This window comes from Kineosporiaceae bacterium SCSIO 59966 (assembly GCA_020881835.1).
Classification (GTDB): domain Bacteria; phylum Actinomycetota; class Actinomycetes; order Actinomycetales; family SCSIO-59966; genus SCSIO-59966.
The window spans coordinates 138,253-163,174 of record CP052876.1; the positions used below are offsets into that span (position 1 = coordinate 138,253).

Here is a 24,922-nt window from a genome sequence, read left to right on the forward strand (position 1 = left end):
CTCAGCCGAGGTCGCGGGTGTCCCGGCGAAACAACCGAAGCTGCAGCGACAGCGTCGTGTAGTAACCGACCAGCGCGGTCACCTCGAACACGCCGCCGGCGCCGATGACGTCGCGTACCGCCGCGAACTCATCGTCCTCGAGGTCGCCGTGGGTCATCAGCGCCAGCGCCGTCCGCGCCGCGGCGACGTCCGCGGGCGCCCCCCGCGTCGGCGCGCCACCGGCCCGGACCGTCTCGACGTCCGCCGGGTCGACGCCCGCGGCCAGGGCCAGCGGCTCGTGCACCCGCCACTCGACGTCGCTCCCGTGGTGAGCCGCGACGCAGAGGATGACGAGCTCACGCGCGGAGTCGGGGAGCCGACCCCGGTACCGCAGGGTCGCGCCGAGCTCCTGCAGCGCGTCCCCGATCGGGGGGTTGAGCAGCATCGGCCCGAACGGGCCGGAGAGCTGCCCGTCGGGGCCCACGAGCGGCACTCCGCCCTGCGGCGACGATCCGCGCGGACCGGCGGCGATCCGGTCGTACAGAGCGCGCTGCTCGTCGTCCAGGACGTCCGGAGTGAGCGGAGGCAACCGGGGCTCGTCCCCGGACGGCGTCGTCATGCCCGCGAGTCTGCCTGCGGACGGGCCCACGTGGGACGGGGGATGTCGAACTCCTCGAACACCAGCCAGGTGCGCGTCGACAGGACGCCAGGCACCGACTGCACCCGGTCGAGGACGAGCTCGCGCAGGGCGGCGTTGTCCGGTGCCCGAACCAGGGCCAGGACGTCGTGGTCGCCGGCCACCAGCGCGGCGTGCACGACGAACGGGATCTCCCGCAGGGCGGTCGAGACCTCTCGCCACGTGTTCTGGGTGATGCCTATCGAGATGTAGGCCGAGGTGCCGAACCCCGCCCGCTCCGGGTTCAGCTGCGCCCGGAACGCCGTGATGACGCCATCGGCCAGCAGCCGCTCGATCCGGGCGTAGGCGTTCGTGCGCGAGACGTGCACCTGCTCGGCCACTCGGCGCACCGACGTCCGGGCGTCGTCGACGAGCAGCTCCACGATCCGCCGGTCCACCTCGTCGAGAGGACGAGCCGAACGTCCCGGCGCCGGCCCGGCAGCGGGCGTGACCTGGGACACGTGTGCTCCCAATCTGTCGTTCACGAGCCAAGTGTCCCGCAATTCCGGAGCGGGTTGAGCCAGGTTCGTGGTCGCCGCACGATGGTCTGCCAAAGCGTCCAGAGGTCCCTGCAGGAGGCCCGCATGACGACGACGTCAGAGTCCGATCTGTCCACCCGCGGGGCCACCCGGCTCCTGCCGAGCACGGACCCTGTCCGGCTGCTGGACGAGCAGGGCCGACGCACCGGCGACGACGATCGCTACCCCGCGCCGTCCGACACCGACCTGCTGGAGATGTACCGGCGGATGGTCGTCGGCCGCCGGTTCGACGTCCAGGCCACCGCCTTGACCAAGCAGGGCAGGCTGGCCGTCTACCCCTCGGCCCGCGGCCAGGAGGCCTGCCAGGTGTCCGCCGTGATGGCGGTCCGCGACGACGACTGGGTGTTCCCGACCTACCGCGAGTCGATGGCCCTCGTCGCCCGGGGCATCGACCCGGTGCAGGTGCTCACCCTGCTGCGCGGCGACTGGCACTGCGGGTACGACCCGGTCGCCACCCGCACCGCCCCGCAGTGCACCCCACTGGCCACCCAGACCGTCCACGCGGCCGGCCTGGCCTACGGCGAGTCGCTGCAGGGCCGGGACACGGTCGCCGTGGCGTTCATCGGCGACGGCGCGACGAGCGAGGGCGACTTCCACGAGGCGGTGAACTTTGCCGCCGTCTTCAAGGCCCCCGTCGTCTTCCTCGTGCAGAACAACCGGTACGCGATCAGCGTGCCGCTGGCCAAGCAGACCGCCGCTCCGTCCCTGGCCTACAAGGGCGTCGGCTACGGCGTGGAGTCCGAGCAGGTCGACGGCAACGACCCGGTGGCCATGCTCGCCGTCATGCGCCGGGCCGTCGAGCACGCTCGCAGCGGGCACGGGCCGTTCCTCGTCGAGGCGCACACCTACCGGATGGACGCGCACACCAACGCCGACGACCCCACCCGTTACCGCGACGCCGCCGAGGTCGAGGCGTGGGCGGGACGCGACCCGCTGACCCGGCTGGAGGCGTACCTGCGCTCCGCCGGCGTCCTGGACGACGCCGGCGCCGAGGCGGTCCGGGCCCAGGCCGAGTCCTTCGCCGCGGACCTGCGGACGCGGATGAACACCGACCCCGATCTTGACCCGCTGGAGCTCTTCGAGCACGTGTACGCGACCCCGACGACCCAGCTGCTCGAGCAGCGGGAGCAGGTCCGGGCCGAGATGGAGGCCGAGCCGGACGCCGAGGGCACGGCCGAGGAGGACCACCGGTGAGCACGACCTTCGCCAAGGCGCTCAACACCGCACTGCGCGACGCGATGAGCGAGGACGAGCGGGTGCTCGTCCTCGGTGAGGACGTCGGCCGGCTCGGCGGCGTGTTCCGGGTGACCGACGGCCTGATGGACCAGTTCGGGGAGAAGCGCTGCTTCGACACCCCGCTCGCCGAGGCCGGCATCGTCGGGTTCGCCGTCGGACTCGCGATGTCCGGCATGCGCCCGGTGGTCGAGATGCAGTTCGACGCGTTCGCCTACCCAGCCTTCGAGCAGATCACCTCCCACGTCGCCAAGCTGCGCAACCGCACCCGGGGCGCCGTCGGGATGCCGATCGTCGTCCGGGTGCCCTTCGCCGGCGGCATCGGCGGGGTGGAGCACCACAGCGACTCCAGCGAGGCCTACTACGCCCACACCCCGGGGCTCAAGGTCGTCACCCCCGCCACCGTCGAGGACGCCTACTCGTTACTGCGGGAAGCCATTGCCGACCCCGACCCGGTCGTGTTCATGGAGCCCAAGAGGCTCTACTGGTCCAGCGCGGACGTCGAGCTGCCCGCGGCCGCGCCGCCGTTCGGGCAGGCCGTCGTCCGCCGGCGGGGGAACGACGTCACCCTGGTCGCGTACGGCCCCACGGTCCCGGTCGCGATCGAGGCCGCCGAGGCCGCCCGCGAGGAGGGGTGGGACGTCGAGGTCGTCGACTTGCGCACCGTCGTCCCCTTCGACGACGAGACCGTGCTCGCGTCGGTGCGTCGCACCGGTCGGTGTGTCGTGCTGCAGGAGGCTCAGGGCTTCGCCGGGGTCGGCGCGGAGATCGCGGCCCGGGTGCAGGAGCGGGCGTTCCACTCGTTGCACGCCCCGGTGCTGCGGGTCAGCGGCTTCGACATCCCCTACCCGGCGCCGAAGCTCGAGCACGTCCACCTGCCGGACGTCGACCGCGTCCTGGACGCCGTCGCCCGGCTGCAGTGGGACGACGAGCCCGACACCCGCTGGACCCGTGGCCTGGACGGGCACGGACTCACCGGTGCCGGCCTGGGCGGTGTCGCGTGAGCGCCGTCTTCACGCTGCCCGACCTCGGTGAGGGGCTCACCGAGGCCGAGATCGTCGCCTGGCGGGTCGCCGTCGGGGACCAGGTGGAGACCGACCAGGTCGTCGTCGAGGTGGAGACCGCCAAGGCCGCCGTCGAGGTGCCCTGCCCTCACGCGGGCCGCGTCGTGGCCCTGCACGCCGAGCCGGGTGAGGTGCTCCCGGTCGGCCGCCCGCTCATCACCATCGAGCCGGTCGCCGGTGGCACCGGCGGCGAGCAGGAGCGGGCCGAGCCGCCCGCCCACGCCACCTACCGCGAGGAGGAGCGGGCCGGGTCCGGCAACGTCCTCATCGGCTACGGCACCGGCGCCGCCGGCGGGACCCGGCGACGGCGTCGCCTCGGTCGTCCGCAGGTGTCCCAGAACGGAGCATCGGTCGCCCCGCGCGAGTCCGCGCCCGTCGCTGCGCGGCAGGCGGTCCGGGTGATCTCCCCAGTCGTGCGCCGGCTCGCCCTCGAACGCGGGGTCGACCTGCACACGCTCACCCCGACCGGCCCGGGCGGGGTGATCCGCCGCCGGGACGTCGAGGCCGCGGCCGCCGCGGCGCCGCACGGGGTCAGCCACGGCGGGGCGGGCCGCGACGGGGTTGGCCGCGACGGGGCCGGCCCCGGTGAGGAACGCATCCCGCTGCGCGGGCTGCGCCGTGCGGTCGCGGAGAAGGTCACCCGCTCCCGCCGGGAGATCCCCGACGTCACCATCTGGGTGGACGTCGACGCCACCGGGCTGCTCGAGGCGCGCCGGGCGCTGCAGGCGGCCTACCCCGACCACCGGATCAGCGTGCTGGCCCTCGTGGCCCGGTTCTGCCTGGCGGGGCTGCGCCGGTACCCGGAGCTCAACGCGCGCGTCGACGGCGACGACATCGTCCGCTCCCGCGCGGTGCACCTCGGCTTCGCCGCGCAGACCGACCGCGGCCTGCTCGTGCCCGTCGTCCGCGACGCGCACGCCCTGACGACCGTCGAGCTGGCCGACTCGCTCGCCGAGACGACCGCGCAGGCCCGGGCCGGCACGCTGCCTGCGGAGCGGCTCGCCGGCGGCACGTTCACGCTCAACAACTACGGCGTGTTCGGCGTCGACGGGTCCACGCCGATCCTCAACCACCCCGAGGCCGCGCTCGTCGGCCTCGGACGGATCGTCGACAAGCCGTGGGCCGTCGACGGCCGGCTCGAGGTCCGCGCGGTGACCCAGGTGAGCCTGACGTTCGACCACCGGGTCTGCGACGGCGGCGTGGCCGGCGGCTTCCTGCGCTACGTCGCCGACTGCATCGAGTCCCCCACCGTGCTGCTCGGTGCGGTGTAGCCGCCGAGCGGACCTTCGGCCCTGCCCGTCGGCGCACAGGAGGCGTTGGCTTCTCCTCAGCAGGCACCGAACCTGAGGAGGACACGATGAGGGCCTTGCGCCTGGAGAGCTGGAAGTCCGAGCCCAAGCTCGTCGAGGTCCCGGACCCGACACCCGGCCCCGGGGAGGCCGTGATCCGGGTCGGCGGCGCCGGCGCCTGCCACTCGGACCTGCACCTCATGCACGACTTCGACGCCGGGGCGGTGCCCTGGCAGCCCCCGTTCACCCTCGGGCACGAGAACGCCGGCTGGGTGCACGCCCTCGGTGAGGGTGTCGCGGGCTTCGAGATCGGCCAGGCCGTCGCCGTCTACGGACCGTGGGGCTGCGGCCGCTGCCGGCGCTGCCTCGCCGGCGTGGAGACGTACTGCGAGAACCCCGCCGAGGCACCCGCCCCCGGTGGTGGCGGCGGTCTGGGCGCGGACGGCGGGATGGCCGACTACATGCTCGTCCCGGCCGCCGAGCGGCACCTGCTCCCGCTGCCCGAGGGCCTGGAGCCCGCGTACGCCGCGCCGCTCACCGACGCTGGTCTGACGCCGTTCCACGCTGTCGCCCGGTCGTGGGGCAAGCTCGGCCCGCGAGCCACCTGCGTCGTCATCGGCACCGGCGGCCTGGGGCACCTCGCCGTCCAGATCGCCAAGCAGACCACCGGCGCCCGCGTCATCGCGGTCGACGTCCGGGACGAGGCGCTCGAGGTCGCCCGGTCGATGGGAGCAGACCACCTGGTCACCGCCGACGCCGCCGCGGCCGACCGGATCCGCGAGCTCACCGGGGGTCGTGGCGCGGACGTCGTCATCGACTGCGTCGGCAACGACTCCACCCTGGCCCTGGGCGCGCAGACGGTCACCGTGCTCGGTGACCTCACCATCGTCGGGATCGGCGGCGGCACCCTGCCGGTCGGCTTCTTCTCGGTTCCCTACGAGGCCAGCGTCCAGACGACGTACTGGGGCTCCAGCCCCGAGCTCGCCGACGTCCTCGACCTCGCCGCCCGCGGCCTGCTCACCCCGAAGGTGACGACGTACTCCCTCGACGACGCCGTCCAGGCCTACCACGACCTGGCCGAGGGCAAGGTCGAGGGCCGGGCGGTGATCGTCCCGTAGGGACGCTTCGCGCCCGGCCGTCCGTCGGCAGCACCTGCCCTGACCGTCCTGACCCGAACAGGAGGACTCATGTCGGTCCAGCCCGTCGCGCACGAGACCCGGCCCGAGGACGTCGACGTGCTGCTGCGCGGCGACATGCCGCTCGGCGTCGAGGAGTACACCGCCGAGAAGGTCGCCCACACGACCCGCCTCGCGGGCCGACCCGTCCGACGGGTCCGTGCCGTCGTGACGCACCTGCCCGACCCGTCGATCCCGGAGCCGTTCCGTGTCGAGGCGTCGATGGACGTCGGGCACACCTCGGTACGGGCGGTCGGGCAGGGGGAGCGGCCGCGTGAGGCGGTGGACGCCGTCGTCGAACGGATCGAGCGGCGGCTGGTACGGCTGACCGACCGCTGGCAGGACCGGTCCCGGTGGACCGGCCCGCCGGCACCAGAGCCGGGGAGCCGCCCCGGGACCGTCGAGCGACCCGTCGAGGAGCGAGAGGTGCTGCGTCGCAAGACGTTCGCCGTCGCCCCGCAGAGCGTCGAGGAGGCCCTCGCCGACATGGACGTGCTCGACCACGACTTCTACCTCTTCGTCGACGCAGTGAGCGGGCAGGACGCGGTGGTGTACCGGCGGGAGGATGGCGGCTACGGCGCCATCGGGCTGCCGGTGGACGCCGAGCTGCCGGCGGGTGTCGTCCTGCGCCCGGGACCTGCGGATCTCGACGAGGCCGCCGCCCGCCGCCGGCTCGACGACGGTGGGGAGCGGTTCGTCTTCTACCGGGACACCAGCAGCCGGCGCGGGCACGTGGTCTACCGCCGTTACGACGGCCACTACGGGCTCATCACCCCGGCCTGAGACGGCGGGCCTAGACTCGCGCCTATGCCCACGGCCCTGCTGCTGGAGAACGTCCACCCGGTCGCCGAGCAGGTGCTCGCGACCGCGGGCTGGCAGGTGCGCACCGTCCCCCGTGCCCTCGACGAGGTCGAGCTCGCCGCCGCCCTGGACGGCGTCGAGCTCCTGGGCATCCGGTCCAAGACCCAGGTCCCCGCGACGGTCATCGAGAAGGCGCCCCAGCTGGTTGCGCTCGGCGCCTTCTGCATCGGAACCAACCAGATCGACCTGCGCGCTGCCGCAGCGAACGGCACAGCGGTGTTCAACGCCCCGTTCAGCAACACCCGCAGTGTCGTCGAGATGGCGATCGCCGAGATCATCGCGTTGACCCGGCGGCTCACCCAGAAGGACCGGGCCCTGCACGACGGGGTCTGGGACAAGTCGGCCAACGGCGCCCACGAGGTCCGTGGCCGGACCCTGGGGATCGTCGGGTACGGCAACATCGGCAGCCAGCTCTCCGTCGTCGCCGAGGCGCTCGGGATGCGGGTGCTGTTCTACGACACGGCCGACAAGCTGGCCCTGGGCAACGCGCGGCGGTGCGCGACGCTCGACGAGCTGCTCGCCGAGGCGGACGTCGTGACCCTGCACGTCGACGGCCGTCCCGGGAACGCGGGAATGTTCGGCGACGCGCAGCTGCGCCGGATGCGGCCGGGCTCGATCCTCATCAACCTCTCCCGCGGGTTCGTCGTCGACCACGAGGCGCTGCGCGAGCACGTCCTGAGCGGTCACCTCTCCGGCGTCGCCGTCGACGTCTTCCCCACGGAGCCGAAGGCCCAGGGCGAGCCGTTCGACTCCATCCTGCGGGGCCTGCCCAACGTCATCCTCACCCCGCACATCGGCGGGTCCACCGAGGAGGCCCAGGAGCACATCGGCATGTTCGTCGCGTCCAAGCTGCGGGACTACTGCGCCACGGGGACGACGACGCTCAGCGTCAACCTGCCGACGCTGGACCTGCCGCACCGGCCGGAGAACCACCGGCTCGCGCACCTGCACCACAACATCCCCGGCGTCCTGGCCCGGGTCAACGGGGTGCTGGCCGACCACGGCGTCAACGTCGAGGGCCAGCTGCTCGCCACCCGGGGTGACCTCGGGTACGTGCTCACCGACGTCGACCTCGCCTACGCCCCGGACGTCGTCGCCGAGCTCGCCGCGCTCGAGGAGACCGTCCGGCTGCGGGTCCTGTCCTGACCGGGCCGATGGTGGCGTCCGTCCCCGGGGGTCGTTCCGGCCCGACGGACCTCGAGAGCCGGCTGCGCGTCGTCGTCGGCCGACCCAACGTGCTGACCGACCGGGACGTCACCGCCTCCTACGAGACCGACTGGACCCGCCGGTTCTCCGGCCACGCCCGCTGCGTCGTGCGGCCCGGTAGCACCGAGGAGGTCGCCGCCGTCCTGCGCGCCTGCAGCGCTGCCGGCGCGCCGGTCGTCGTCCAGGGCGGCAACACCGGGCTCGTCGGAGGCGGCGTCCCGGCCGGCGGTGAGGTGCTGCTGAGCACCACCCGGCTGCGTGCCCTCGGCGACGTCGACCCGGTCGCCGCCCAGGTCACCGTGGGGGCCGGGGTGACGCTGGCCGCCGTGCAACGGCACGTCCGCCCGCACGGCCTCGACCTCGGGGTCGACCTCGCCGCCCGCGACTCGGCCACCATCGGCGGCCTCGTCGCCACCAACGCCGGCGGGGAGAAGGTGATCCGGCACGGCAGCATGCGCGCCCAGGTCGTCGGCCTGCAGGCGGTGCTTGCCGACGGCGCCGTGCTGACCCGGCTCACCGGGCTGCCCAAGGACAACACCGGCTACGACCTCGTCTCGTTGCTGGCCGGTAGCGAGGGGACGCTCGCCGTCGTCACCGCCGTCCGGGTGCGGCTCGTCCCGGTGCTCGCCGCCCGCACCGCCGCCCTGCTCGCCGTCGACGGCACCGCCACTGCGCTCGCCGCGCTCGCCGTCCTGCGCGAGCAGCTGCCGGCGATCGAGGGCGCCGAGCTGTTCCTCGCGGCGGGGCTCGACCTCGTCCGCCGGCACACCGGCCTGCCGGCCCCGGTGCCGGGCGAGCACCCCGCCTACCTGCTCGTCGAGGTCGCCGGACGCACCGACCCCACCGACGAGCTGCTCGTCGCACTCGAGGAGGTCACCGGGCTCGACGGCGTCCGGGACGTCGTCCTGGCCAGCGACGGGCCCGGCCGTGAGCGGCTGTGGCGCTACCGTGAGGCGCACACCGAGGCCGTCAGCGCCGAAGGGGTGCCGGTCAAGCTCGACGTCGCCGTCCCGGTCGGCCGGCTCGCGGACGTCGTCGCGGTTCTGCCGGACGTCGTCACCGCTGCCGCTCCCGGCGCGCGCACCGTGGTCTTCGGGCACCTCGGCGAGGGCAACCTGCACGTCAACGTCCTCGGCGTCGCCGGTGACCCGGTCGCCGAGCACGCGGTCGAGGAGGCCGTGCTGCGCGCGGTGGCCGCCGAGGGCGGGTCGATCAGCGCCGAGCACGGGGTCGGCCGGGCCAAGGTGGAGTGGCTGTCGCTCACCCGCTCCGACGCCGAGATCGCCGTGATGCGGGCGGTCAAGGGCGCCCTCGACCCGGCCGGTCTGCTGAACCCTGGCGTGCTCCTGCCGCGCTGAGCCGACGTGGAGTGCTCCAGGCCGAGGCACGGTCCCCGTGCCACCGCGCCGGATCACCGTCAGAATGGCCGTCATGACCTCACTGCAGACGGACACCAACGCGGCCCCGTCGTTCGTCGAGCCCCCCTCCCCCGAGTCGCTGCGGCGGGTGCTGGACGGACGGTGGGCCGATGTGCGCGCCGAGGCCCGTGACCTGATGCGGAGCACCACCCGGCCGTCGGCCGTGGGACTCGGCACGCAGGAGCACCGCGACCAGGTGCTGCGGGAGCTGCACGCGCTGAGGGACAGCGGCCTGCACCGTCGCGGGTTCTCCAGGGACTACGGCGGGCTCGACGACATCGGGGGTAGCGTCACCTCCTTCGAGATGCTGGGCTACGGGGACCTGTCCTTGTCCGTCAAGGCGGGTGTGCAGTGGGGACTGTTCGGTGGGGCCGTCCAGGCACTCGGCACGAAGACCCACCATGAGCGGTACCTCCCCGCGATCATGGATCTCGACCTGCTCGGCTGCTTTGCGATGACCGAGACCGGTCACGGGTCGGACGTGCAGAACCTGCGCACGACGGCCACGTACGACCCGGACCGTCGCGAGTTCGTCGTCCACACCCCGGACCCGTCCGCCCGCAAGGACTACATCGGCAACGCCGCCCGGGACGGGCGGATGGCGGTGGTGTTCGCCCAGCTGGTGACCCAGGGACGCGGGTACGGGGTGCACGCCCTCCTCGTCCCGCTGCGCGACGACGCGGGCCAGCCGCTGCCGGGCATCACCATCACGGACTGCGGCCACAAGGCCGGACTCAACGGTGTCGACAACGGCCGGATCGTCTTCGACCAGGTCCGGGTTCCGCGCGAGGCACTGCTGGACCGCTTCGCCTCCGTCGCTGAGGACGGCAGCTACTCCAGCCCCATCGAGAGTGAGTCACGCCGGTTCTTCACCATGCTCGGCACGCTGGTCCGCGGCCGGGTCAGCGTCTCCGGCAGTGCGCTCGCCGCCACGCAGGTCGCCCTGACCATCGCCGTCCGCTATGCCGAGCAGCGCCGCCAGTTCGCCGACCCGGACACCGGCGGTGAGGTGCCGCTGCTCGACTACCTGACCCACCAGCGCCGGCTGCTACCAGCCCTCGCGCGGTCCTACGCCCTGCACTTCGCCCAGTCCGAGCTCGTCGCGACCCTCCACGAGGTCCAGTCCGCCGAGCACCCGGACGACGCGCGTCAGCGAGAGCTGGAGTCCCGGGCCGCAGGACTCAAGGCGGCCGCCACCTGGCACGCCACCCGGACGATCCAGACCTGCCGCGAGGCCTGCGGCGGAGCCGGGTACCTGTCCGTGAACCAGCTGCCCGCTCTCAAGGCCGACACGGACGTCTTCACGACGTTCGAGGGCGACAACACCGTTCTGCTGCAGCTCGTCGCCAAGGGCCTGCTGACGAGCTACCGGGACCACTTCGGCGACCTCGACGTCCTGGGCACCGCCCGGTTCGTCGCGGACCAGTTCGTCGGCACGGTGATCGAGCGGACCGCCGCTCGCGCGCTGCTGCAGCGGCTCGCCGGGGCGCGCCGGGGCCCCGACGCCGACCTGCGCGACCGGGCGTGGCACGTGCAGCTGTTCGAGGACCGGGAGAAGCACGTCCTGGACTCCCTGGCCCGGCGACTGCGGGCCGCTGGACAGGACGGGGTCAGCGCGTTCGAGGTGTTCACCGCCGCGCAGGACCACGTGCTGCGCGCAGCACGGGCGCACGTCGAGCGGGTCGTCCTGGAGGCCTTCGTCGCCGCCGTGGACGCCTGCGACGACCCCCGAACCGCAGCCCTGCTCGACCGGGTCTGCGACCTGTACGTGCTGAGCAACGTCGAGGAGGACCTCGACTGGTTCACCGCTCACGGCCGGCTCACGCCGGCGCGCGCCAAGGCGGTCACCCGGGCGGTCAACGACCTGTGCCGCGAGCTGCGACCGCACGCGCGGCTGCTCGTCGACGGCTTCGGCATCCCGGAGGAGTCGATCACCGCGGAGATGCTGCGACCGGTCTGACCCTGCGCAGTCCAGGCTCAGTCCAGTCGGACGCCCCAGCGGGCCGTGGCCGTGGCGCCCGGCTCCAGCCGGACGACGTCCTGGCCGCTGCGGAACGCGTCGGGCGGACACGTCATCGGCTCGGCACCCAGCCCGTGCCGGGCCCGGCCAGGGGCGAGGGTGTCCCCGGTGAACACCTCCAGGTAGCGGTACGACCCGTCCACCCACAGCGACGCCGTCCGCCCGTCCGGGCCGGTCAGCCGCACCCACGCCCGCCCGGCGTCGTCCCGGACGAGGTCACCGAAGGCGTAGTCGACGGCCAGACCGCCGAGCCGCCGTGGGCTGCGGAAGTCGTACAGGGTGCCCTCGACCGGGACGACGCCGGTCGGCAGCTGCCGCTCGTCGTCGGTGTCCACCCGGGTGGTGGCGGTGACCTGCACGTCGCAGTCGTCGACGAGCCCGTCGCCGGGGGACAGGTACGGGTGGTGCCCGGTCCCGTAGGGGGCGGGCCGGTCCCCGGTGTTCACCGCCGTGGTCGTCACGGCCAGCCCCTCGTCGTCCAGCTCGTAGCGGACGGTGACGTCCAGGGAGAACGGGTACCCCTGCTGGGGGACGACGCGTGCGGCCAGGACCACCGAGGCGTCGGCGCGCTCCCGTACCCGGAAGGGGACCCAGCGCAGCAGGCCGTGGATCGCGTTGCGCTTGTCCGGCTCGGTCAGTGCGAGGTGGTGCTCCTCGCCGTCGAAGGTGTAGACGCCGTCGCCGAGGCGGTTGGGCCAGGGCACCAGCGTCGCCCCGTGAGCGCCGTCCGCCATCGCGTGGACGTCGTACGGGTCGAGCACCCGGCGCCCGCCGCGCTCGTAGGCGCGGACGCCGCCGCCGACCTCGACGACCGTGACCTGCTGGTCACCGTGGCGCAGCTCGATCTGCTCACCGGACGGCGGGACTCTCATGCGTCCTCCTCCACTCTCCGACCCCTCTCGTGACCGGCGAACCCCCTGTTGGTGATCATGCAATCCCGCCACCCTGCTGCCCCTGCCAGCCGCCCGCCCCTGTTGGTGATCATGCAATCCCGCCACCCTGCTGCCCCTGCCGGCCGCCCGCCCCTGTTGGTGATCATGCAATCCCGCCACCCTGCTGCCCCCACAGAATGCTGGCTCGGGCACAAGTTCTGCGGCGTGTCGCGCCCACAATCCAGCACTTTGCGGGCGGGCAGCAGGAGCGGGGTGGCGGGATTGCATGATCACGGAGAGACCAGGGTGGCGGGATTGCATGATCACGAAGACCTTGACTCGTTGGCCGAGGTCAGGCGGCGGTGGTGGTGGTGCCGGCGGTGGTGGTGGTGGCGGCGGTGGCGGCGATGCGCACAGGACGGCGCAGCGCGCTGCGACCGGCCTGCCACGCGGCCAGGGTCGCGGCCCCGGCGAGCTCGTCGAGCCCGAGGCAGACCGCGGCCCCGAACAGGACGTCGCCGGTGAGTGCCGGCTCCGCCGCGACGAGCGAGCCGCACAGGTCGTGCGCGGCCAGCTGCTCGTGCACGGCGTCCGCCTCGACGTGCTCGGTGAAGAACTCCGCCGCCTCCGGCGGGAGCCCGAGCCGCTCCATCCCGGCCGCGTAGCGCTTGCACGGCAGTGACGACGTCATCTCGTACGCGGCCAGGTGACCGAGGTTGGCGCCGCGCCAACGACGGTGCAGCCCGAACAGGTGCATGGCGTTGACCGTTGCGAGCGTGCGGGCCGGGACGAGGTCGACGTAGGCCCCGTAGGCGTCGTCCAGCCCGACGGCCCGCATCGTCGCGGCGAACAGCTCGGAGTGCATCCTCCCGGGCCGGCCCTCGCCGTACTCGTCGAACTGGATCTCCACGAGTGCGGACTTCGCGGCTCCGTGCAGCCGGGGGATGGACCAGGTGTGCGGGTCGGCCTCCTTGAGCTGGTACGCCGAGCGGAGCACGCACATCTCGCGAACCTGCCCGACGGTCGCCTCGCGGGCGACGAATCCGGCCACCGACGGTCCGCCGCCGGAGGAGGTCATCGCGAACAGCTCGGCGGGCACGTCCTCGGGCTCGACGGTCCGGTCACGGACTTGCCCGAACCGCTGCAGCAGCTCCCGCTCGACGGCGCTCTCCAGGACCCCGCGAGCGGCGATCAGCGACGGCGACCACTCCCACGCGTCGTCGACCCCGGCCAGCCCGCGGTAGGACAGCTCGTACAGCAGGGTCAGCCCGAGCTGGACGTCGTCGTCGGCGAGCACGCCGTCCCTCGCCGTGGCGCGGCCGCCGGCGGCGTCGGCCGCCTCGGACAGCGCGGCGGCCTCGTGAGGGCGCTCACCGAGGATGTCGACCAGCGCGGCCGTGAACGGTCCGCGGGCAGAGGGGATCCGCATACCCGTATCGTCGCCCGCCGCAGGGCCGCTCGCCTCCCGAGCGGTCACACCCCGCCGACCGGCGTCTGGCGTCCGCGGGGGTCGCCGAGCTCACCGACCGTGATCCGCCGCTCGACGACGTCGCGGGCGACGTCGACGAGGCGACGCCCCGTGGCCCGGGCGTGCCCGCGCAGCAGCGCGAACGCTGCGTCGACACCGACGCCGGTGCTGGCGTCGACCACCCCCTTGGCCTGCTCGATGACGACCCGGGAGTCCAGCGCGGTCTGCAGCTGGCGCACCGTCTCGCTGTGGCTGCGGACGGTCTCGGCCTGGGCGATGGCCAACGACGCCATGTCGGCGAGCACGACCGCCCGGCGAACGGCGTCCGGCTCGAACGGGCCCACCCGGTGACGGAAGACGTTGAGCGACCCGATCACCCGGCCCCGCAGACGCAGCGGGACGGCGAGCACCGACTCGATCCCCTGAGCAGTGGCCACCCGGGCGAACCCGGGCCAGCGTCGGAGCAGCTCCTGCGGGCCGTCGGCCGTCACGGTGGTTTCGTCCTGGACCGCCGCGATGCACGGACCGTCACCCTGACGGACCTGGAAGGTCTCGACGGTCTCGGTCTCCTCGGACGTCGCCGCCAGCAGGCGCAGCCGGTCGTGGGCGTCGAGCAGGAGGACGCCGGCGCTGTCTGCGTCGACGACCTCGAGGCAGTGCTGGGCGACCCGGGTCGCGATCTCCACGACGTCGAAGTCCGCAACCAAAGTGTCCGCGAGCTCGGCCACTGCACGGCCGAGCCGACCGTCCTGCTGCTGCACCACGGCGAGGACTGTAGTGCGCTCGGGTTCGCCAGCCGCCGCCGTGGGTACTGGGCCTGCATGGGTGACACGAAGCAGACGACCATCACCGCCTACCCCGACGGTCCGCTCATCGTCCGCGGCCCGGTGGCGCTGCTCGACGAGTACGGCGAACCGGTCCCGCAGCGGCGCCGGGTGATGGCCCTGTGCCGCTGCGGGCGCTCCACCATCGCCCCCTTCTGCGACGGGACCCACAAGGTCGGACGGCGTCCGAGGGCTGCCGGCGCCGGGGCCTGACCGGTTGCGGAGGGCGTCGGCCGGTGGTCGACTGGCGGAGCGGTGGTCCAGCAGCAGTCGCCACCACGCCCCTGCCGGAGAGCCCACCGGATGGACCGAGGAGACCTGCCGGATGACCGCCGACCTGACGACCGTCGAGCCCGCCGGTGCCGCCGAGCCAGCCTCTGCGGTCGCTGACGCCGTGGCCCCGGCGGGGCGGGACGGCGTCACCGAGGCGCTGCTCCGTCGTGCCCAGGCGGCCCCGCCCACCGAGCGCCGCCGCCTGCTCGACGAGGTCGTGCTCCTCAACATGCCCCTTGCCCGCAGCCTCGCGGCCCGCTACCGGGACCGCGGTGAGCCGCTCGACGACCTCGTCCAGGTCGCCTGCCTGGCGCTGGTCAAGGCGGCCCACGGCTACTGTCCCGGGCGGGGGCGCGGCTTCGTCGCGTACGCGGTTCCGACGATCACCGGCGAGCTGCGCCGACACTTCCGCGACCGTGGGTGGCAGGTCCGCCCGCCGCGGCGGCTGCAGGAGCTGCGGCTGGCCCTCGAGGTGGCTGCTCACGACCTCAGCCAGGACCTCGGGCGGGCGCCGACCGTCGCCGAGCTGGCCGCCCAGCTCGACGTCCCGCAGGAGGACGTCGTGGAGACGCTCGCCGCGGCGCAGGGCTACTCGGCGACGTCGCTGGACGCCCCGGCGGACGGACCCGACGGGACGCCGCTCGGGGAGACCCTCGGCGCCGAGGACGCCGAGCTGGACCGGGTCCTCGACACGCTGGTGGTCACGCCGATGCTCGCCGGTCTGCCGCCGCGGGACCGCCGCATCCTCGCGCTGCGGTTCTTCCGCGGCTGGACCCAGAGCCAGATCGCCGAGGACATCGGCGTCACCCAGATGCAGGTGTCCCGGCTGCTGGCCAAGGCGCTGCGCCGGCTGCGCGAGCAGGCTCCCGTCGAGGCCGCCTGACGCAGCCGGCCGGCACGTTACGGCCACGTAGGTTACGCTCCCGTCGGTGGAGCTCGTCTACCCCCCGGTCATCCGCGCCGCGCTCGGCGCCTTCCGTCTGCTCGACGTCCGGGTCACCCTGACCGGCACCGACCGCGTGCCCGCCGTCGGTGGCGCAGTGCTGGCCAGCAACCACGTCAGCTACCTGGACTTCATCTTCGCCGGCCTGGCCGGCTGGGACTCCCGGCACCGGCTGGTCCGGTTCATGGCCAAGGACTCGGTGTTCCGCCACCCGGTGTCCGGTCCGCTCATGCGCGGTATGCACCACATCCCGGTCGACCGGACGGCGGGAGCCGCGTCGTTCGCCGCCGCGCTGCGCTCGCTGCGCGCGGGGGAGGTGGTGGGCATCTTCCCGGAGGCGACGATCAGCCGGTCGTTCACGGTCAAGGAGATCAAGTCCGGCGCCGTCCGGCTGGCCCAGGACGCGGGCGTCCCGCTGCTGCCGGTCGCGGTCTGGGGCGGACAGCGGATGATGACCAAGGACCACCCGCGGGACTTCTCCCGCGGCCGGTCGGTGGCGATCGCCGTCGGCGAGCCGGTCCCCGTCGAGGGGACGCTCGAGGAGGCCACCGTCCTGCTGCGCCAGCGGATGCAGGCGCTGCTGGACGACGTCCAGCGCACCCACCCGGACACGGTCGCCGACCCGGGGCTGGACGCCTGGTGGCTGCCGCAGCACCTGGGCGGGACGGCTCCGACGCCCGAGCGGGCGCGGGAGATGGACGCCGCCGAGGCCCGTGCGCGCGCCGCGGCCCGCCGGGCGCGGCCGGCGACGCGCTGAGCGGCCGGTGGACCGCTAGCTACCGCTGCTCTCCGGGCCGTCCCCGGATCCCGAGGAGCGGACCTTCTCGCTCGCCGTCCGGGCCGCCTCCGTGGCCTTGTCCCTGACCACCGGGACCTGCTCCTTGGCGACCTGCTTGGCGTGCTCGACCTGCTCCTGCACCTTCGGGCTGGACCACAGGTCCTGGGCCTGCTCGCGGAGCCTCTCGTACTGCTGACGCCCGGCGCGGGTGCCGAGGAGGTAGCCGGCCGCCGCGCCGAGGCCGAAGACGAGCTTGTTCTTCACGGTGGTGCTCCAGTCGTCGGGGATCAGGACCCTGACAGCATCGGCCGACGTGGCCCAGGCCGCCACTCAGCCACCCCGCCACTTAACCGGACAGGACCCGTCAGCGCCTGGCGCCCACCGGCGGTCAGACCACCCCGTACAGGCGGTCGCCGGCGTCCCCGAGGCCGGGGACGATGTAGCCGCGCTCGTCGAGCCGCTCGTCCAGAGCGCCGGTCACGACCGTGACCGGCGCGTCCGGCCCGAACGTCTCCCGCATCCTGGAGATCCCCTCCGGGGCCGCCAGCAGGCAGATCGCCGTGACGTCGTCCGCGCCCCGGTCGAACAGGAACTGGACGGCGGCCGCCAGGGTGCCGCCGGTGGCCAGCATCGGGTCGAGCACGTAGCACTGCCGGCCGGACAGGTCGTCGGGCAGCCGGGTCGCGTAGGTCGTCGCCTGGAGGGTCTCCTCGTCGCGGATCATCCCGAGGAACCCGACCTCCGCGGTGGGCAGCAGCCGGACCATCCCGTCGAGCATCCCGAGCCCGGCACGCAGGATCGGCACGACGAGCGGCTTGGGGGACGACAGTCGGACCCCGACCGTCGGGCACACCGGGGTGGTGATGCTCGTCGGCTCGGTCCGCACGTCACGGGTGGCCTCGTACGCCAGCAGGGTGACCAGCTCGTCGGCGAGCCGCCGGAAGGTGGGGGAGTCGGTGCGCTCGTCCCGCAGGGCGGTGAGCTTGTGGTCGACGAGCGGGTGGTCGGCTACGTGCAGGCGCATGCTGCGAAACCTATCGGCGGCAGGGCACGATGTCCGCGTGTCGTACTTCACCGCAGTGATCGCCGGGGACGGGCGCGGATGGCGTGCCCGGGACGTGGACATCGAGGACGCCGGGGGGATGGACGACCTCGCGGACCTGCTCCGTGCGGCGTCGTACCGGGACGGGCCGGTGCTCGCGGTGATCGAGCACGAGGACGAGTGGTTCGCGATCGTGCGGGTCGACCCGGACGGCGATCCTCGGGTGTTCGTGTCGGACCTCGCGGCCGCGGCCCGCAGCCCCTACGCCGAGCTCTTCGCCCCGGCACTGGAGGAGGACGAGCGGGCGGCCCTGCCGACGGCGACACGGCAGGACCCCGACGAGGACGGTCCGGAGGAGGACCAGGCCGATCGGCAGGAGGAGGAGCACGACCCGGACGACGACCACGAGCCGGACGTCGCCGAGCTGGTCCAGGATGCCGACCCCGGCGGCCCGGTGGCCTCCGACGTGGACCCCTGGGCCGGCGAGCCCGACCTGCTCGCGGACCTGGGCTGTGGTGGCGGTGTGCTGCGCCGGCTGGTCACCGAGGACGGGGACGACCCCGCCGCCGCGCTCGCCGAGGTCGGAGAGCTCTGCGGGTTCGGCGAGCTGCTCGACGCCCTGCGGTGACGCGGTCCCCCGCGGACGACGAGCGGCTCGTGCGCCGTGCGCTCGCCGAGGGCCGCTCGGCGCTCGCCACGGGCGACGTCCCGGTGGGCGCGCTCGTCGTGTCCTCGGACGGGGACGTCGTGGGCTGGGGGCACAACGCCCGGGAGCGCGACGTCGACCCGACGGCCCACGCCGAGGTGCTCGCCCTGCGGGACGCCGCACGACGGCTGGGGCGCTGGCGCCTCGAGGGCTGCACGCTCGTGGTCACCCTGGAGCCGTGCACGATGTGCGCCGGCGCCGCCGTGCTGGCCCGGGTCGACCGGGTCCTGTTCGGCGCCTGGGACCCCAAGGCGGGGGCGGCCGGGTCGTTGTGGGACGTCGTCCGGGACCGCCGGCTCAACCACCGTCCCGAAGTCGTCGGCGGGGTCCTCCAGGAGGAGTGCGCCCAGGTGCTGCAGGAGTACTTCGCCGGCCACCGGGACGCCGGGGGCGGCGGCGGTCGCGGTGGTTTGGGGCGCTCGGCGGGCGCCTTGTAGCCTGTGCGGCGGTGGCGTGTCCGAGCGGCCTAAGGAGCACGCCTCGAAAGCGTGTGAGGGGGCAACTCCTCCGTGGGTTCAAATCCCACCGCCACCGCCACGGGCCGCGCCACACGGCAGCCCACCGCGTGACGGCCCACCGCATGACGACCGAGGGACCGGCAGCAGTTGCCGGTCCCTCGGTCGTGTCGGCGGTCTCGTCGTGTCAGCGGCTCAGTGCAGGTCGAAGGCTCAGTGCAGCTCGAAGGCTCAGTGCAGCTCGAAGGCTCAGTGCAGGTCGAAGCGGTCCAGCTCCATCACCTTCACCCACGCCGAGACGAAGTCGTGGACGAACTTCTCCCGCGCGTCGTCGGCGGCGTAGACCTCCGACAGGGCGCGCAGGATCGAGTTCGACCCGAACACGAGGTCGACGGCCGTGGCGGTCCACCGCAGCTCGCCGGTAGCGGCGTCACGGATCTCGTAGACGCCCTCCTCGGCGCTCGACGCCTTCCACTGCGTGCCCGGGGACAGCAGGTTGACGAAGAAGTCGTTGGTCAGCACGCCGGTCCGGTCGGTGAGCACGCCGTGCTTGGTGCCGCCGACGTTCGCACCGAGCGCCCGCATGCCACCGACCAGCACCGTCATCTCCGGGGCGGAGAGGTCGAGCATGTAGGCCTTGTCGACCAGCAGCGTCTCGGGCTGGAGCTTCTCACCGGGCCGCAGGTAGTTGCGGAAGCCGTCCGCGCGCGGCTCGAGGTACTGGAACTGCTCGACGTCGGTCTGCTCCTGCGACGCGTCGGTGCGGCCGGGCCGGAACGGCACGGTCACCTCCACGCCGGCGTCCCGGGCCGCCTTCTCCACCGCGGCGCAGCCACCCAGGACGACGAGGTCGGCCATCGAGACCTTCTTGCCGCCGGTCTGAGCGGCGTTGAAGTCCCGCTGGACGCGTTCGATCGCCTGCAGGGCCACCTCCAGCTTCTCCGGTTCGTTGGCAGCCCAGCTGCGCTGCGGCTCCAGCCGGATCCGGGCGCCGTTGGCGCCCCCTCGCCGGTCGGTCTTGCGGAAGCTGGACGCCGCCGCCCACGCGGTGGACACCAGGTCGGAGACGGTCAGGCCGCAGTCGAGCAGCCGCGCCTTGAGGGACGCGACGTCCTGCTCGTCGATCAGCTCGTGGTCGACGGCCGGCACCGGGTCCTGCCACAGCTGCGGTTCGGGGACCCACGGCCCGAGCATGTGCGGGCCGACCGGCCCCATGTCGCGGTGCAGCAGCTTGTACCAGGCCTTGGCGAACGCGAGCGCGAACTCGTCGGGGTTCTCCATGTACCGCCGCGAGATCTTCTCGTAGGTCGGGTCGAACCGCAGCGCGAGGTCCGTGGTGAGCATGGTGGGCCGGTGCTTCTTCTGCGGGTCGTAGGCGTCCGGGACGATCTGCGGGGCGTCCTTGGCGACCCACTGGTAGGCGCCCGCGGGGCTCTTGGTCAGCTCCCACTCGTAGCCGAAGAGGATCTCGAAGAAGCGGTTGTTCCACCGGGTCGGCTGGTCGGTCCAGGTCACCTCGAGGCCGGAGGTGATCGTGTCAGGACCCTTGCCGGAGCCGTAGGTGCTGAGCCAGCCGAGGCCCTGCGCCTCCAGTGGCGCCGCCTCCGGCTCCGGGCCCACGTGCCCCTCGGCCGGGCCGGCCCCGTGGGTCTTGCCGAACGTGTGGCCGCCGGCGATGAGGGCGACGGTCTCCTCGTCGTTCATGGCCATCCGCTGGAACGTCACGCGGATGTCGTGGGCGGCCGCCACCGGGTCGGGGTTGCCGTTCGGGCCCTCCGGGTTCACGTAGATGAGGCCCATCTGGACGGCGGCGAGCGGGTCGGCGAGCTCTCGCTCCTCGCTGAAGCGTTCGTCGCCGAGCCAGGTGTCCTCCGGTCCCCAGAAGACCTCCTCCGGCTGCCAGATGTCCTCGCGCCCGAAGGCGAAGCCAAAGGTCTTGAAGCCCATGGACTCGAGGGCGACGTTGCCGGCAAAGACGATCAGGTCGGCCCAGGAGATCTTCCGGCCGTACTTCTGCTTCACCGGCCAGAGCAGGCGGCGCGCCTTGTCCAGGTTGGCGTTGTCCGGCCAGCTGTTGATCGGCGCGAACCGCTGGCTGCCGCCGCCGGCACCGCCACGGCCGTCGTGGACCCGGTAGGTGCCGGCCGAGTGCCAGCTCATGCGGATCATCAGACCGCCGTAGTGGCCGAAGTCCGCCGGCCACCAGTCCTGCGGGGTGGTGAGCACCTCCATGACGTCGCGCTTCAGCGCCTCGACGTCGAGCTTGGCGAACTCGTCGCGGTAGCTGAAGTCCGCACCGAGCGGGTTTCCTGCGGGGTGGTGCTGGTGCAGCACCGTGAGGTCGAGCTGGTCCGGCCACCAGTCCCTGATCGTCCGGGGCCGGTGCGCCTTGGGGGTGGGTGAGTCGATGACCGGGTTCTCGCTCTCGCTGCCGTGCGACGTCGCACTGTCGTGGAGGACAGGGCACCCCCCCTCGGCCTTGCGGTCTACCCCCTGCGGGCTGCCCTCGGTGGGCGTGGGCGGGTTCTGCTGGGTGTCAGTCATGGTGCAACCTCTCTCACCTGGCTGTGGGCTGGTCGAAGACTCGTCGAGCAGGCGGGGCAGGTGCCCCAGTACGTGACCTCGGCCTCGTCGATCGTGAAACCGTGGTCGTCGGACGCCGTGAGGCACGGGGCGTGGCCGACGGCGCAGTCGACGTCGGCGATGGCGCCGCACGACCGGCAGACGACGTGGTGGTGGTTGTCGTCCACCCTGGCCTCGTAGCGGGCCACCGAGCCGGCGGGCTGGATGCGCCGCACCAGTCCTGCGCCGGTCAGCGCGCGCAGGACGTCGTAGACGGCCTGGTGGGACACCGAGGGCAGCTCGCGGCGCACGGCACCGATGACCGACTCGGTGTCGGCGTGCGGCAGTCCGTGCACCGCGGCCAGCACGGCCAGCCGTGGACGGGTCACGCGCAGCGCTGCTGCCCGCAGCATCTGCTCGTAGTCCGGACGTGTCGGCACGCCACCGAGTCTTGCACGTAGTCTTGATCGGATCAAGAAATCCGCCCGGAAACTCTGCCCGGAACTTTGCCCGGAACTCTGCCCGAGAACCGGACGCACCCGGCGCTCCACCACGTCACCCGCCACCCCCTCGGTGATCATGCAATCCCGCCACCCTGTCCCCCGGTGGGATCAGCTCGTCTGGCCGGCCTCCAGCGTCGGGACGACGCACCCGGCGCGGGACTCGACCGGGGTGGGCCGGGTCAGCTCGGCGGCCTCCTCCGGCGGGCGAAGGCCGGCGAACCCGGCACCCAGGGACAGCTCGACCGCCGTCCCCTCCCGTCCGTCGTCCACGAGCTCGGCGCCCTCGATCTGGGCGGCGACGGTCCGGGCGTGCAGCAGCCCTTCGGGGCCGTGCCGGACGAGCGCGACCTGCTCGACCTGGCTGGTGTCGTTGCCGATCGACCCGACGGTGAACCCTCGGGCGGTGAGGGCCTCCGCCGTCGCGGCAGCCAGTCCGGGCCGCCGGGTGCCGTTGAGGACGACGAGGACGACGTCAGCGACCGGTGCGGCGGTCACCTCGGGGGTCGGGCAGGCAGCCGCGGACGTCGCGGTGGCCACCGGACTGCCCGGCTCGTCCTGCCCGCCCCACGGGGGCCAGGCCCACCAGCTCTGGTAGACACCGGCGGCGGTGACACCGGCCCCGAGGACGACGAGGACCAGGGCCGCGAAGAACGAGGTCTGCGCCCGCCGGACCCTGGCCGCTCGGCGCTCGGCGGCGCGGCGTGCCTGGTAGCGGCGCTCGTCCTCCTCGGTCCACGTGCCGTCGGGGCCCCACCCAGGGTCAGTCATCGAGGACCAGCACCCTGGCGTGCAGGACCGGCCGCTGCTGCAGGGCGGCGCGGACCGCCCGGTGCAGTCCGTCCTCGAGGTACATCACCCCGCGCCACTGGACGACGTGAGCGAACAGGTCCCCGTAAAAGGTCGAGTCCTCGGCGAGAAGGTGGTCCAGGTCCAGCGCGCTCTTCGTCGTCACGAGCTCGTCCAGGCGCACCTGACGCGGCGGGACCGCCGCCCAGTCGCGGGGCGTGCTGAACCCGTGGTCCGGGTAGGGCCGCCCGTGGCCCACCGCCTTGAAGATCACCCCTCCCAGTCTAGGTGGCGGGCGCTCGCGGCGGCGGTCCTCAGAACCACACCTCTTTCGCGATTCGGGCATTTTGCCTATCGTCCGTGTGACCCAGACCACGACCACGGGTGGAGTGACAACGACGAGGAGGCTTTGTTGCGCACACGACGACGCACCTGGGCGGCGCTGGCCGCCGCTGGTGGACTTGTGCTCGCTGGGCTTGCGCCCGCTGGAGCGGCTGCCGCAGGCAACCCGAACAACCCCCGCAAGCTCGCCCAGAGCGTCGAGGTCGACGCTGTGTGGGAGCACCTGGAGGCACTCCAGGAGATCGCCGACGCCAACGGCGGCAACCGAGCAGCCGGGACGTCGGGGTACGAGGCGTCGGCTGAGTACGTCGAGCAGGTCCTGCAGGACGCCGGTTACGAGACCGAGCGGCAGTACTTCCCGTTCACCTACGAGGAGGTGCTCGCCAGCTCCCTCGTCGTCGGCGGCGTGATGTACGAGAGCCGGATCATGTCCTACTCACCGAACACCGACGGACCACTGACTGCTGGCCTGTCCACGCCGGCGACCGCGACCGGGTGCAGCGCCGAGGAGTGGGGCGGGGTGGACGCGACCGGCACGATCGCCCTGGTGAGCCGCGGGGTGTGCCCCTTCGCGGCGAAGTCGCTCGCGGCGGCCGCAGCGGGCGCCGAAGCGGTGATCGTCTACAACAACGCCCCGGAACCGCTCAACGGGACGCTCGGCACCCCGGACGACGGGTACGTCCCGACCACTGGCATCTCCGGGGTGGACGGGCAGACCCTGCTGGCCGCACTCGAGGAGGACCCCGGCCTGCAGGCGACGCTGGAGATCGAGGTGCTCGTCGAGGAGCGGCAGACGTTCAACGTGCTCGCGGAGACCGAGGCCGGTCGTGACGACAACGTCGTCATGCTCGGTGCCCACCTCGACGGGGCGATGGAGGGTCCCGGCATCAACGACAACGGCACTGGCTCAGCCGCGATCCTCGAGGTCGCCGTCCAGCTCGCGGAGGCCAAGAAGCTCAACAACACGGTGCGCTTCGCCTGGTGGGGCGCCGAGGAGGTCGGCCTCGTCGGCTCCTGGCACTACGTCGAGGACCTTGCGGCCAACGACCCGGCCGGGCTGGACGAGATCGCCACGTACCTCAACTTCGACATGGTCGGCTCGCCCAACTACGTCATCGGGGTCTATGACGCCGACCAGTCGACGTACGAGGCGCCGGTCGACGTCCCGGAGGGCTCCGCGGCGACCGAGCAGGTCTTCACCGACTACTTCGACTCCATCGGTCAGCCGTGGGTGGACACCGAGTTCAGCGGACGGTCGGACTACCAGCCGTTCATCGTCCACGGCATCCCGGCGTCCGGACTGTTCACCGGGGCGGACGGGGTGAAGACCGACGAGGAGGTCGCGACGTTCGGCGGCACCGCCGGACTGGCCTACGACCCCAACTACCACACCGCCGAGGACGACCTCGACAACGTCGACAGGACCGCACTGGAGACCATGTCCAAGGCGATCGCCGCGGCGACGATGTCGCTCGCGACGGACACCTCGGAGATCAACGGCAAGCGCAGCGCCGGCAAGTCCGGCAAGCCCCATCCAGCCAAGGACGCTGCGGACGCGCACGAGGTGGTGCCCGCCGTCGCGTGAGGACCACCTGGCCGGCCCGCCCGCCGGTCAGGACGGCCGGGACTGGCCCCGTTCGGTCAGGCGCTGCGGCGCTGGCCGAGCGGGGCCGGTCCGACGACCAGGACGGTCCCGCAGCCGACGCACACCCGGTCCGGGCAGTCCTCGCCGTGACCGTCGACGCAGTCGACGAGCTCGAACGGCATCGTTCGGCCGCAGGTCACGCAGTCGCGGGTCTCCAGCGCCGCCCACTCCCACGTCAGGTCCGTCGTGCTCGACATGTCGTCCTCCCCGTCCACTGCCCGGCAGGTCCCGGGTCGTCGTCTCATCGTGGACCGCACCACTGA

General features: G+C 73.1%; 26 protein-coding genes and 1 tRNA gene. 15 read left to right on the forward strand and 12 right to left on the reverse strand.

Annotation, left to right across the window (positions count from 1 at the left end; genetic code table 11):
• Nucleotide 1 precedes the first annotated feature (1 nt).
• Nucleotides 2-598, reverse strand: a complete 597-nt coding sequence (locus HJG43_00665) for a carboxymuconolactone decarboxylase family protein (protein UER53310.1) — start codon at nucleotides 596-598, stop codon at nucleotides 2-4.
• A complete protein-coding gene (locus tag HJG43_00670) occupies nucleotides 595-1,053 on the reverse strand; it encodes an Lrp/AsnC family transcriptional regulator (GenBank protein ID UER53311.1) in 459 nt (152 codons plus the stop codon). Before HJG43_00670 ends, HJG43_00665 begins: the two co-directional genes overlap by 4 nt.
• Nucleotides 1,054-1,239: 186 nt before the next feature.
• Here HJG43_00670 and pdhA point away from each other — a divergent pair, with 186 nt between their 5' ends.
• The 8 genes from pdhA (at nucleotide 1,240) to HJG43_00710 (ending at nucleotide 11,400) form a co-directional block, all read left to right on the forward strand.
• Nucleotides 1,240-2,388: a pyruvate dehydrogenase (acetyl-transferring) E1 component subunit alpha gene (pdhA, locus tag HJG43_00675; GenBank protein UER53312.1), complete on the forward strand. Its 1,149-nt coding sequence runs from the start codon at nucleotides 1,240-1,242 to the stop codon at nucleotides 2,386-2,388.
• A complete protein-coding gene (locus HJG43_00680; protein ID UER53313.1) occupies nucleotides 2,385-3,431 on the forward strand; it encodes an alpha-ketoacid dehydrogenase subunit beta in 1,047 nt (348 codons plus the stop codon). Before pdhA ends, HJG43_00680 begins: the two co-directional genes overlap by 4 nt.
• Nucleotides 3,428-4,762, forward strand: a complete 1,335-nt coding sequence (locus HJG43_00685; protein ID UER53314.1) for a 2-oxo acid dehydrogenase subunit E2 — start codon at nucleotides 3,428-3,430, stop codon at nucleotides 4,760-4,762. The genes HJG43_00680 and HJG43_00685 overlap by 4 nt, the downstream gene beginning before the upstream one ends.
• Before the next feature lie 86 nt (nucleotides 4,763-4,848).
• On the forward strand, nucleotides 4,849-5,898 hold the full coding sequence (locus HJG43_00690) for an NAD(P)-dependent alcohol dehydrogenase (protein UER53315.1): 1,050 nt from the start codon (nucleotides 4,849-4,851) through the stop codon (nucleotides 5,896-5,898).
• Between the two features lie 69 nt (nucleotides 5,899-5,967).
• On the forward strand, nucleotides 5,968-6,738 hold the full coding sequence (locus HJG43_00695; GenBank protein ID UER53316.1) for an HPF/RaiA family ribosome-associated protein: 771 nt from the start codon (nucleotides 5,968-5,970) through the stop codon (nucleotides 6,736-6,738).
• A 24-nt stretch (nucleotides 6,739-6,762) separates the two neighbouring features.
• Nucleotides 6,763-7,962 (forward strand): phosphoglycerate dehydrogenase, encoded by a 1,200-nt coding sequence (gene serA, locus HJG43_00700; GenBank protein ID UER53317.1) that lies wholly within the window; start codon nucleotides 6,763-6,765, stop codon nucleotides 7,960-7,962.
• An 8-nt stretch (nucleotides 7,963-7,970) separates the two neighbouring features.
• Nucleotides 7,971-9,380, forward strand: a complete 1,410-nt coding sequence (locus tag HJG43_00705; GenBank protein UER53318.1) for an FAD-binding oxidoreductase — start codon at nucleotides 7,971-7,973, stop codon at nucleotides 9,378-9,380.
• Nucleotides 9,381-9,453: 73 nt separating this feature from the next.
• Complete coding sequence (locus HJG43_00710) at nucleotides 9,454-11,400, forward strand: acyl-CoA oxidase (GenBank protein UER53319.1); 1,947 nt, start codon at nucleotides 9,454-9,456, stop codon at nucleotides 11,398-11,400.
• A gap of 17 nt (nucleotides 11,401-11,417) precedes the next feature.
• Here the strand turns inward: HJG43_00710 and HJG43_00715 are convergent, their stop codons facing one another.
• The 3 genes from HJG43_00715 to HJG43_00725 form a co-directional block, all read right to left on the reverse strand.
• On the reverse strand, nucleotides 11,418-12,332 hold the full coding sequence (locus HJG43_00715; GenBank protein ID UER53320.1) for an aldose 1-epimerase family protein: 915 nt from the start codon (nucleotides 12,330-12,332) through the stop codon (nucleotides 11,418-11,420).
• Between the two features lie 352 nt (nucleotides 12,333-12,684).
• Entirely contained in the window at nucleotides 12,685-13,761 is a 1,077-nt protein-coding gene (locus HJG43_00720) for an iron-containing redox enzyme family protein (protein UER53321.1), read from the reverse strand.
• 44 nt (nucleotides 13,762-13,805) lie between these two features.
• The gene (locus HJG43_00725; protein UER53322.1) at nucleotides 13,806-14,564 is read right to left on the reverse strand and encodes a GAF and ANTAR domain-containing protein; all 759 of its coding nucleotides are present in this window, start codon (nucleotides 14,562-14,564) and stop codon (nucleotides 13,806-13,808) included.
• A 57-nt stretch (nucleotides 14,565-14,621) separates the two neighbouring features.
• Between HJG43_00725 and HJG43_00730 the strand changes: the two genes are divergently transcribed.
• From HJG43_00730 to HJG43_00740, 3 genes are all read left to right on the forward strand, one after another.
• Nucleotides 14,622-14,837, forward strand: coding sequence for a CDGSH iron-sulfur domain-containing protein (locus HJG43_00730; GenBank protein UER53323.1), 216 nt, complete (start codon nucleotides 14,622-14,624; stop codon nucleotides 14,835-14,837).
• 112 nt (nucleotides 14,838-14,949) lie between these two features.
• Nucleotides 14,950-15,780, forward strand: a complete 831-nt coding sequence (locus HJG43_00735; GenBank protein UER53324.1) for a SigB/SigF/SigG family RNA polymerase sigma factor — start codon at nucleotides 14,950-14,952, stop codon at nucleotides 15,778-15,780.
• A 46-nt stretch (nucleotides 15,781-15,826) separates the two neighbouring features.
• Complete coding sequence (locus HJG43_00740) at nucleotides 15,827-16,597, forward strand: 1-acyl-sn-glycerol-3-phosphate acyltransferase (protein ID UER53325.1); 771 nt, start codon at nucleotides 15,827-15,829, stop codon at nucleotides 16,595-16,597.
• A gap of 15 nt (nucleotides 16,598-16,612) precedes the next feature.
• Here the strand turns inward: HJG43_00740 and HJG43_00745 are convergent, their stop codons facing one another.
• Both HJG43_00745 and upp read right to left on the reverse strand, forming a co-directional pair.
• Nucleotides 16,613-16,882 carry a YtxH domain-containing protein gene (locus HJG43_00745; protein UER53326.1) on the reverse strand — a complete coding sequence of 90 codons (270 nt, stop codon included), beginning with the start codon at nucleotides 16,880-16,882 and terminating at the stop codon, nucleotides 16,613-16,615.
• A gap of 124 nt (nucleotides 16,883-17,006) precedes the next feature.
• Nucleotides 17,007-17,642: a uracil phosphoribosyltransferase gene (gene upp / locus HJG43_00750; GenBank protein UER53327.1), complete on the reverse strand. Its 636-nt coding sequence runs from the start codon at nucleotides 17,640-17,642 to the stop codon at nucleotides 17,007-17,009.
• Nucleotides 17,643-17,679: 37 nt separating this feature from the next.
• Here upp and HJG43_00755 point away from each other — a divergent pair, with 37 nt between their 5' ends.
• From HJG43_00755 to HJG43_00765, 3 genes are all read left to right on the forward strand, one after another.
• A complete protein-coding gene (locus tag HJG43_00755; GenBank protein UER53328.1) occupies nucleotides 17,680-18,288 on the forward strand; it encodes a tRNA adenosine deaminase-associated protein in 609 nt (202 codons plus the stop codon).
• 29 nt (nucleotides 18,289-18,317) lie between these two features.
• The gene (locus HJG43_00760; protein ID UER55584.1) at nucleotides 18,318-18,803 is read left to right on the forward strand and encodes a nucleoside deaminase; all 486 of its coding nucleotides are present in this window, start codon (nucleotides 18,318-18,320) and stop codon (nucleotides 18,801-18,803) included.
• A gap of 10 nt (nucleotides 18,804-18,813) precedes the next feature.
• Nucleotides 18,814-18,903: transfer RNA gene (locus tag HJG43_00765), tRNA-Ser, on the forward strand.
• Nucleotides 18,904-19,070: 167 nt separating this feature from the next.
• Here the strand turns inward: HJG43_00765 and katG are convergent.
• From katG to HJG43_00785, 4 genes are all read right to left on the reverse strand, one after another.
• The gene (gene katG, locus HJG43_00770) at nucleotides 19,071-21,365 is read right to left on the reverse strand and encodes a catalase/peroxidase HPI (GenBank protein UER53329.1); all 2,295 of its coding nucleotides are present in this window, start codon (nucleotides 21,363-21,365) and stop codon (nucleotides 19,071-19,073) included.
• Complete coding sequence (locus tag HJG43_00775) at nucleotides 21,362-21,823, reverse strand: transcriptional repressor (protein ID UER53330.1); 462 nt, start codon at nucleotides 21,821-21,823, stop codon at nucleotides 21,362-21,364. Before HJG43_00775 ends, katG begins: the two co-directional genes overlap by 4 nt.
• Nucleotides 21,824-21,994: 171 nt before the next feature.
• Entirely contained in the window at nucleotides 21,995-22,654 is a 660-nt protein-coding gene (locus HJG43_00780; protein ID UER53331.1) for a LytR C-terminal domain-containing protein, read from the reverse strand.
• Complete coding sequence (locus tag HJG43_00785; protein ID UER53332.1) at nucleotides 22,647-22,946, reverse strand: type II toxin-antitoxin system VapB family antitoxin; 300 nt, start codon at nucleotides 22,944-22,946, stop codon at nucleotides 22,647-22,649. Before HJG43_00785 ends, HJG43_00780 begins: the two co-directional genes overlap by 8 nt.
• A gap of 138 nt (nucleotides 22,947-23,084) precedes the next feature.
• Between HJG43_00785 and HJG43_00790 the strand changes: the two genes are divergently transcribed.
• Nucleotides 23,085-24,599, forward strand: a complete 1,515-nt coding sequence (locus HJG43_00790) for a M20/M25/M40 family metallo-hydrolase (protein ID UER53333.1) — start codon at nucleotides 23,085-23,087, stop codon at nucleotides 24,597-24,599.
• Nucleotides 24,600-24,655: 56 nt separating this feature from the next.
• Here HJG43_00790 and HJG43_00795 read toward each other — a convergent pair whose 3' ends face one another.
• On the reverse strand, nucleotides 24,656-24,856 hold the full coding sequence (locus tag HJG43_00795) for a hypothetical protein (GenBank protein ID UER53334.1): 201 nt from the start codon (nucleotides 24,854-24,856) through the stop codon (nucleotides 24,656-24,658).
• Nucleotides 24,857-24,922: the final 66 nt, after the last annotated feature.

Excerpts from the sequence above, each read along its gene's own strand:
- HJG43_00695 (UER53316.1), top strand. The coding sequence starts at position 5,968 with ATGTCGGTCCAGCCCGTCGCGCACGAGACCCGGCCCGAGGACGTCGAC.
- HJG43_00780 (UER53331.1), bottom strand. The coding sequence starts at position 22,654 with ATGACTGACCCTGGGTGGGGCCCCGACGGCACGTGGACCGAGGAGGAC.
- HJG43_00710 (UER53319.1), top strand. The coding sequence starts at position 9,454 with ATGACCTCACTGCAGACGGACACCAACGCGGCCCCGTCGTTCGTCGAG.
- HJG43_00715 (UER53320.1), bottom strand. The coding sequence starts at position 12,332 with ATGAGAGTCCCGCCGTCCGGTGAGCAGATCGAGCTGCGCCACGGTGAC.
- pdhA (UER53312.1), top strand. The coding sequence starts at position 1,240 with ATGACGACGACGTCAGAGTCCGATCTGTCCACCCGCGGGGCCACCCGG.
- HJG43_00705 (UER53318.1), top strand. The coding sequence starts at position 7,971 with ATGGTGGCGTCCGTCCCCGGGGGTCGTTCCGGCCCGACGGACCTCGAG.
- HJG43_00665 (UER53310.1), bottom strand. The coding sequence starts at position 598 with ATGACGACGCCGTCCGGGGACGAGCCCCGGTTGCCTCCGCTCACTCCG.
- HJG43_00730 (UER53323.1), top strand. The coding sequence starts at position 14,622 with ATGGGTGACACGAAGCAGACGACCATCACCGCCTACCCCGACGGTCCG.
- serA (UER53317.1), top strand. The coding sequence starts at position 6,763 with ATGCCCACGGCCCTGCTGCTGGAGAACGTCCACCCGGTCGCCGAGCAG.
- upp (UER53327.1), bottom strand. The coding sequence starts at position 17,642 with ATGCGCCTGCACGTAGCCGACCACCCGCTCGTCGACCACAAGCTCACC.
- HJG43_00720 (UER53321.1), bottom strand. The coding sequence starts at position 13,761 with ATGCGGATCCCCTCTGCCCGCGGACCGTTCACGGCCGCGCTGGTCGAC.
- HJG43_00735 (UER53324.1), top strand. The coding sequence starts at position 14,950 with ATGACCGCCGACCTGACGACCGTCGAGCCCGCCGGTGCCGCCGAGCCA.
- HJG43_00690 (UER53315.1), top strand. The coding sequence starts at position 4,849 with ATGAGGGCCTTGCGCCTGGAGAGCTGGAAGTCCGAGCCCAAGCTCGTC.
- katG (UER53329.1), bottom strand. The coding sequence starts at position 21,365 with ATGACTGACACCCAGCAGAACCCGCCCACGCCCACCGAGGGCAGCCCG.
- HJG43_00795 (UER53334.1), bottom strand. The coding sequence starts at position 24,856 with ATGTCGAGCACGACGGACCTGACGTGGGAGTGGGCGGCGCTGGAGACC.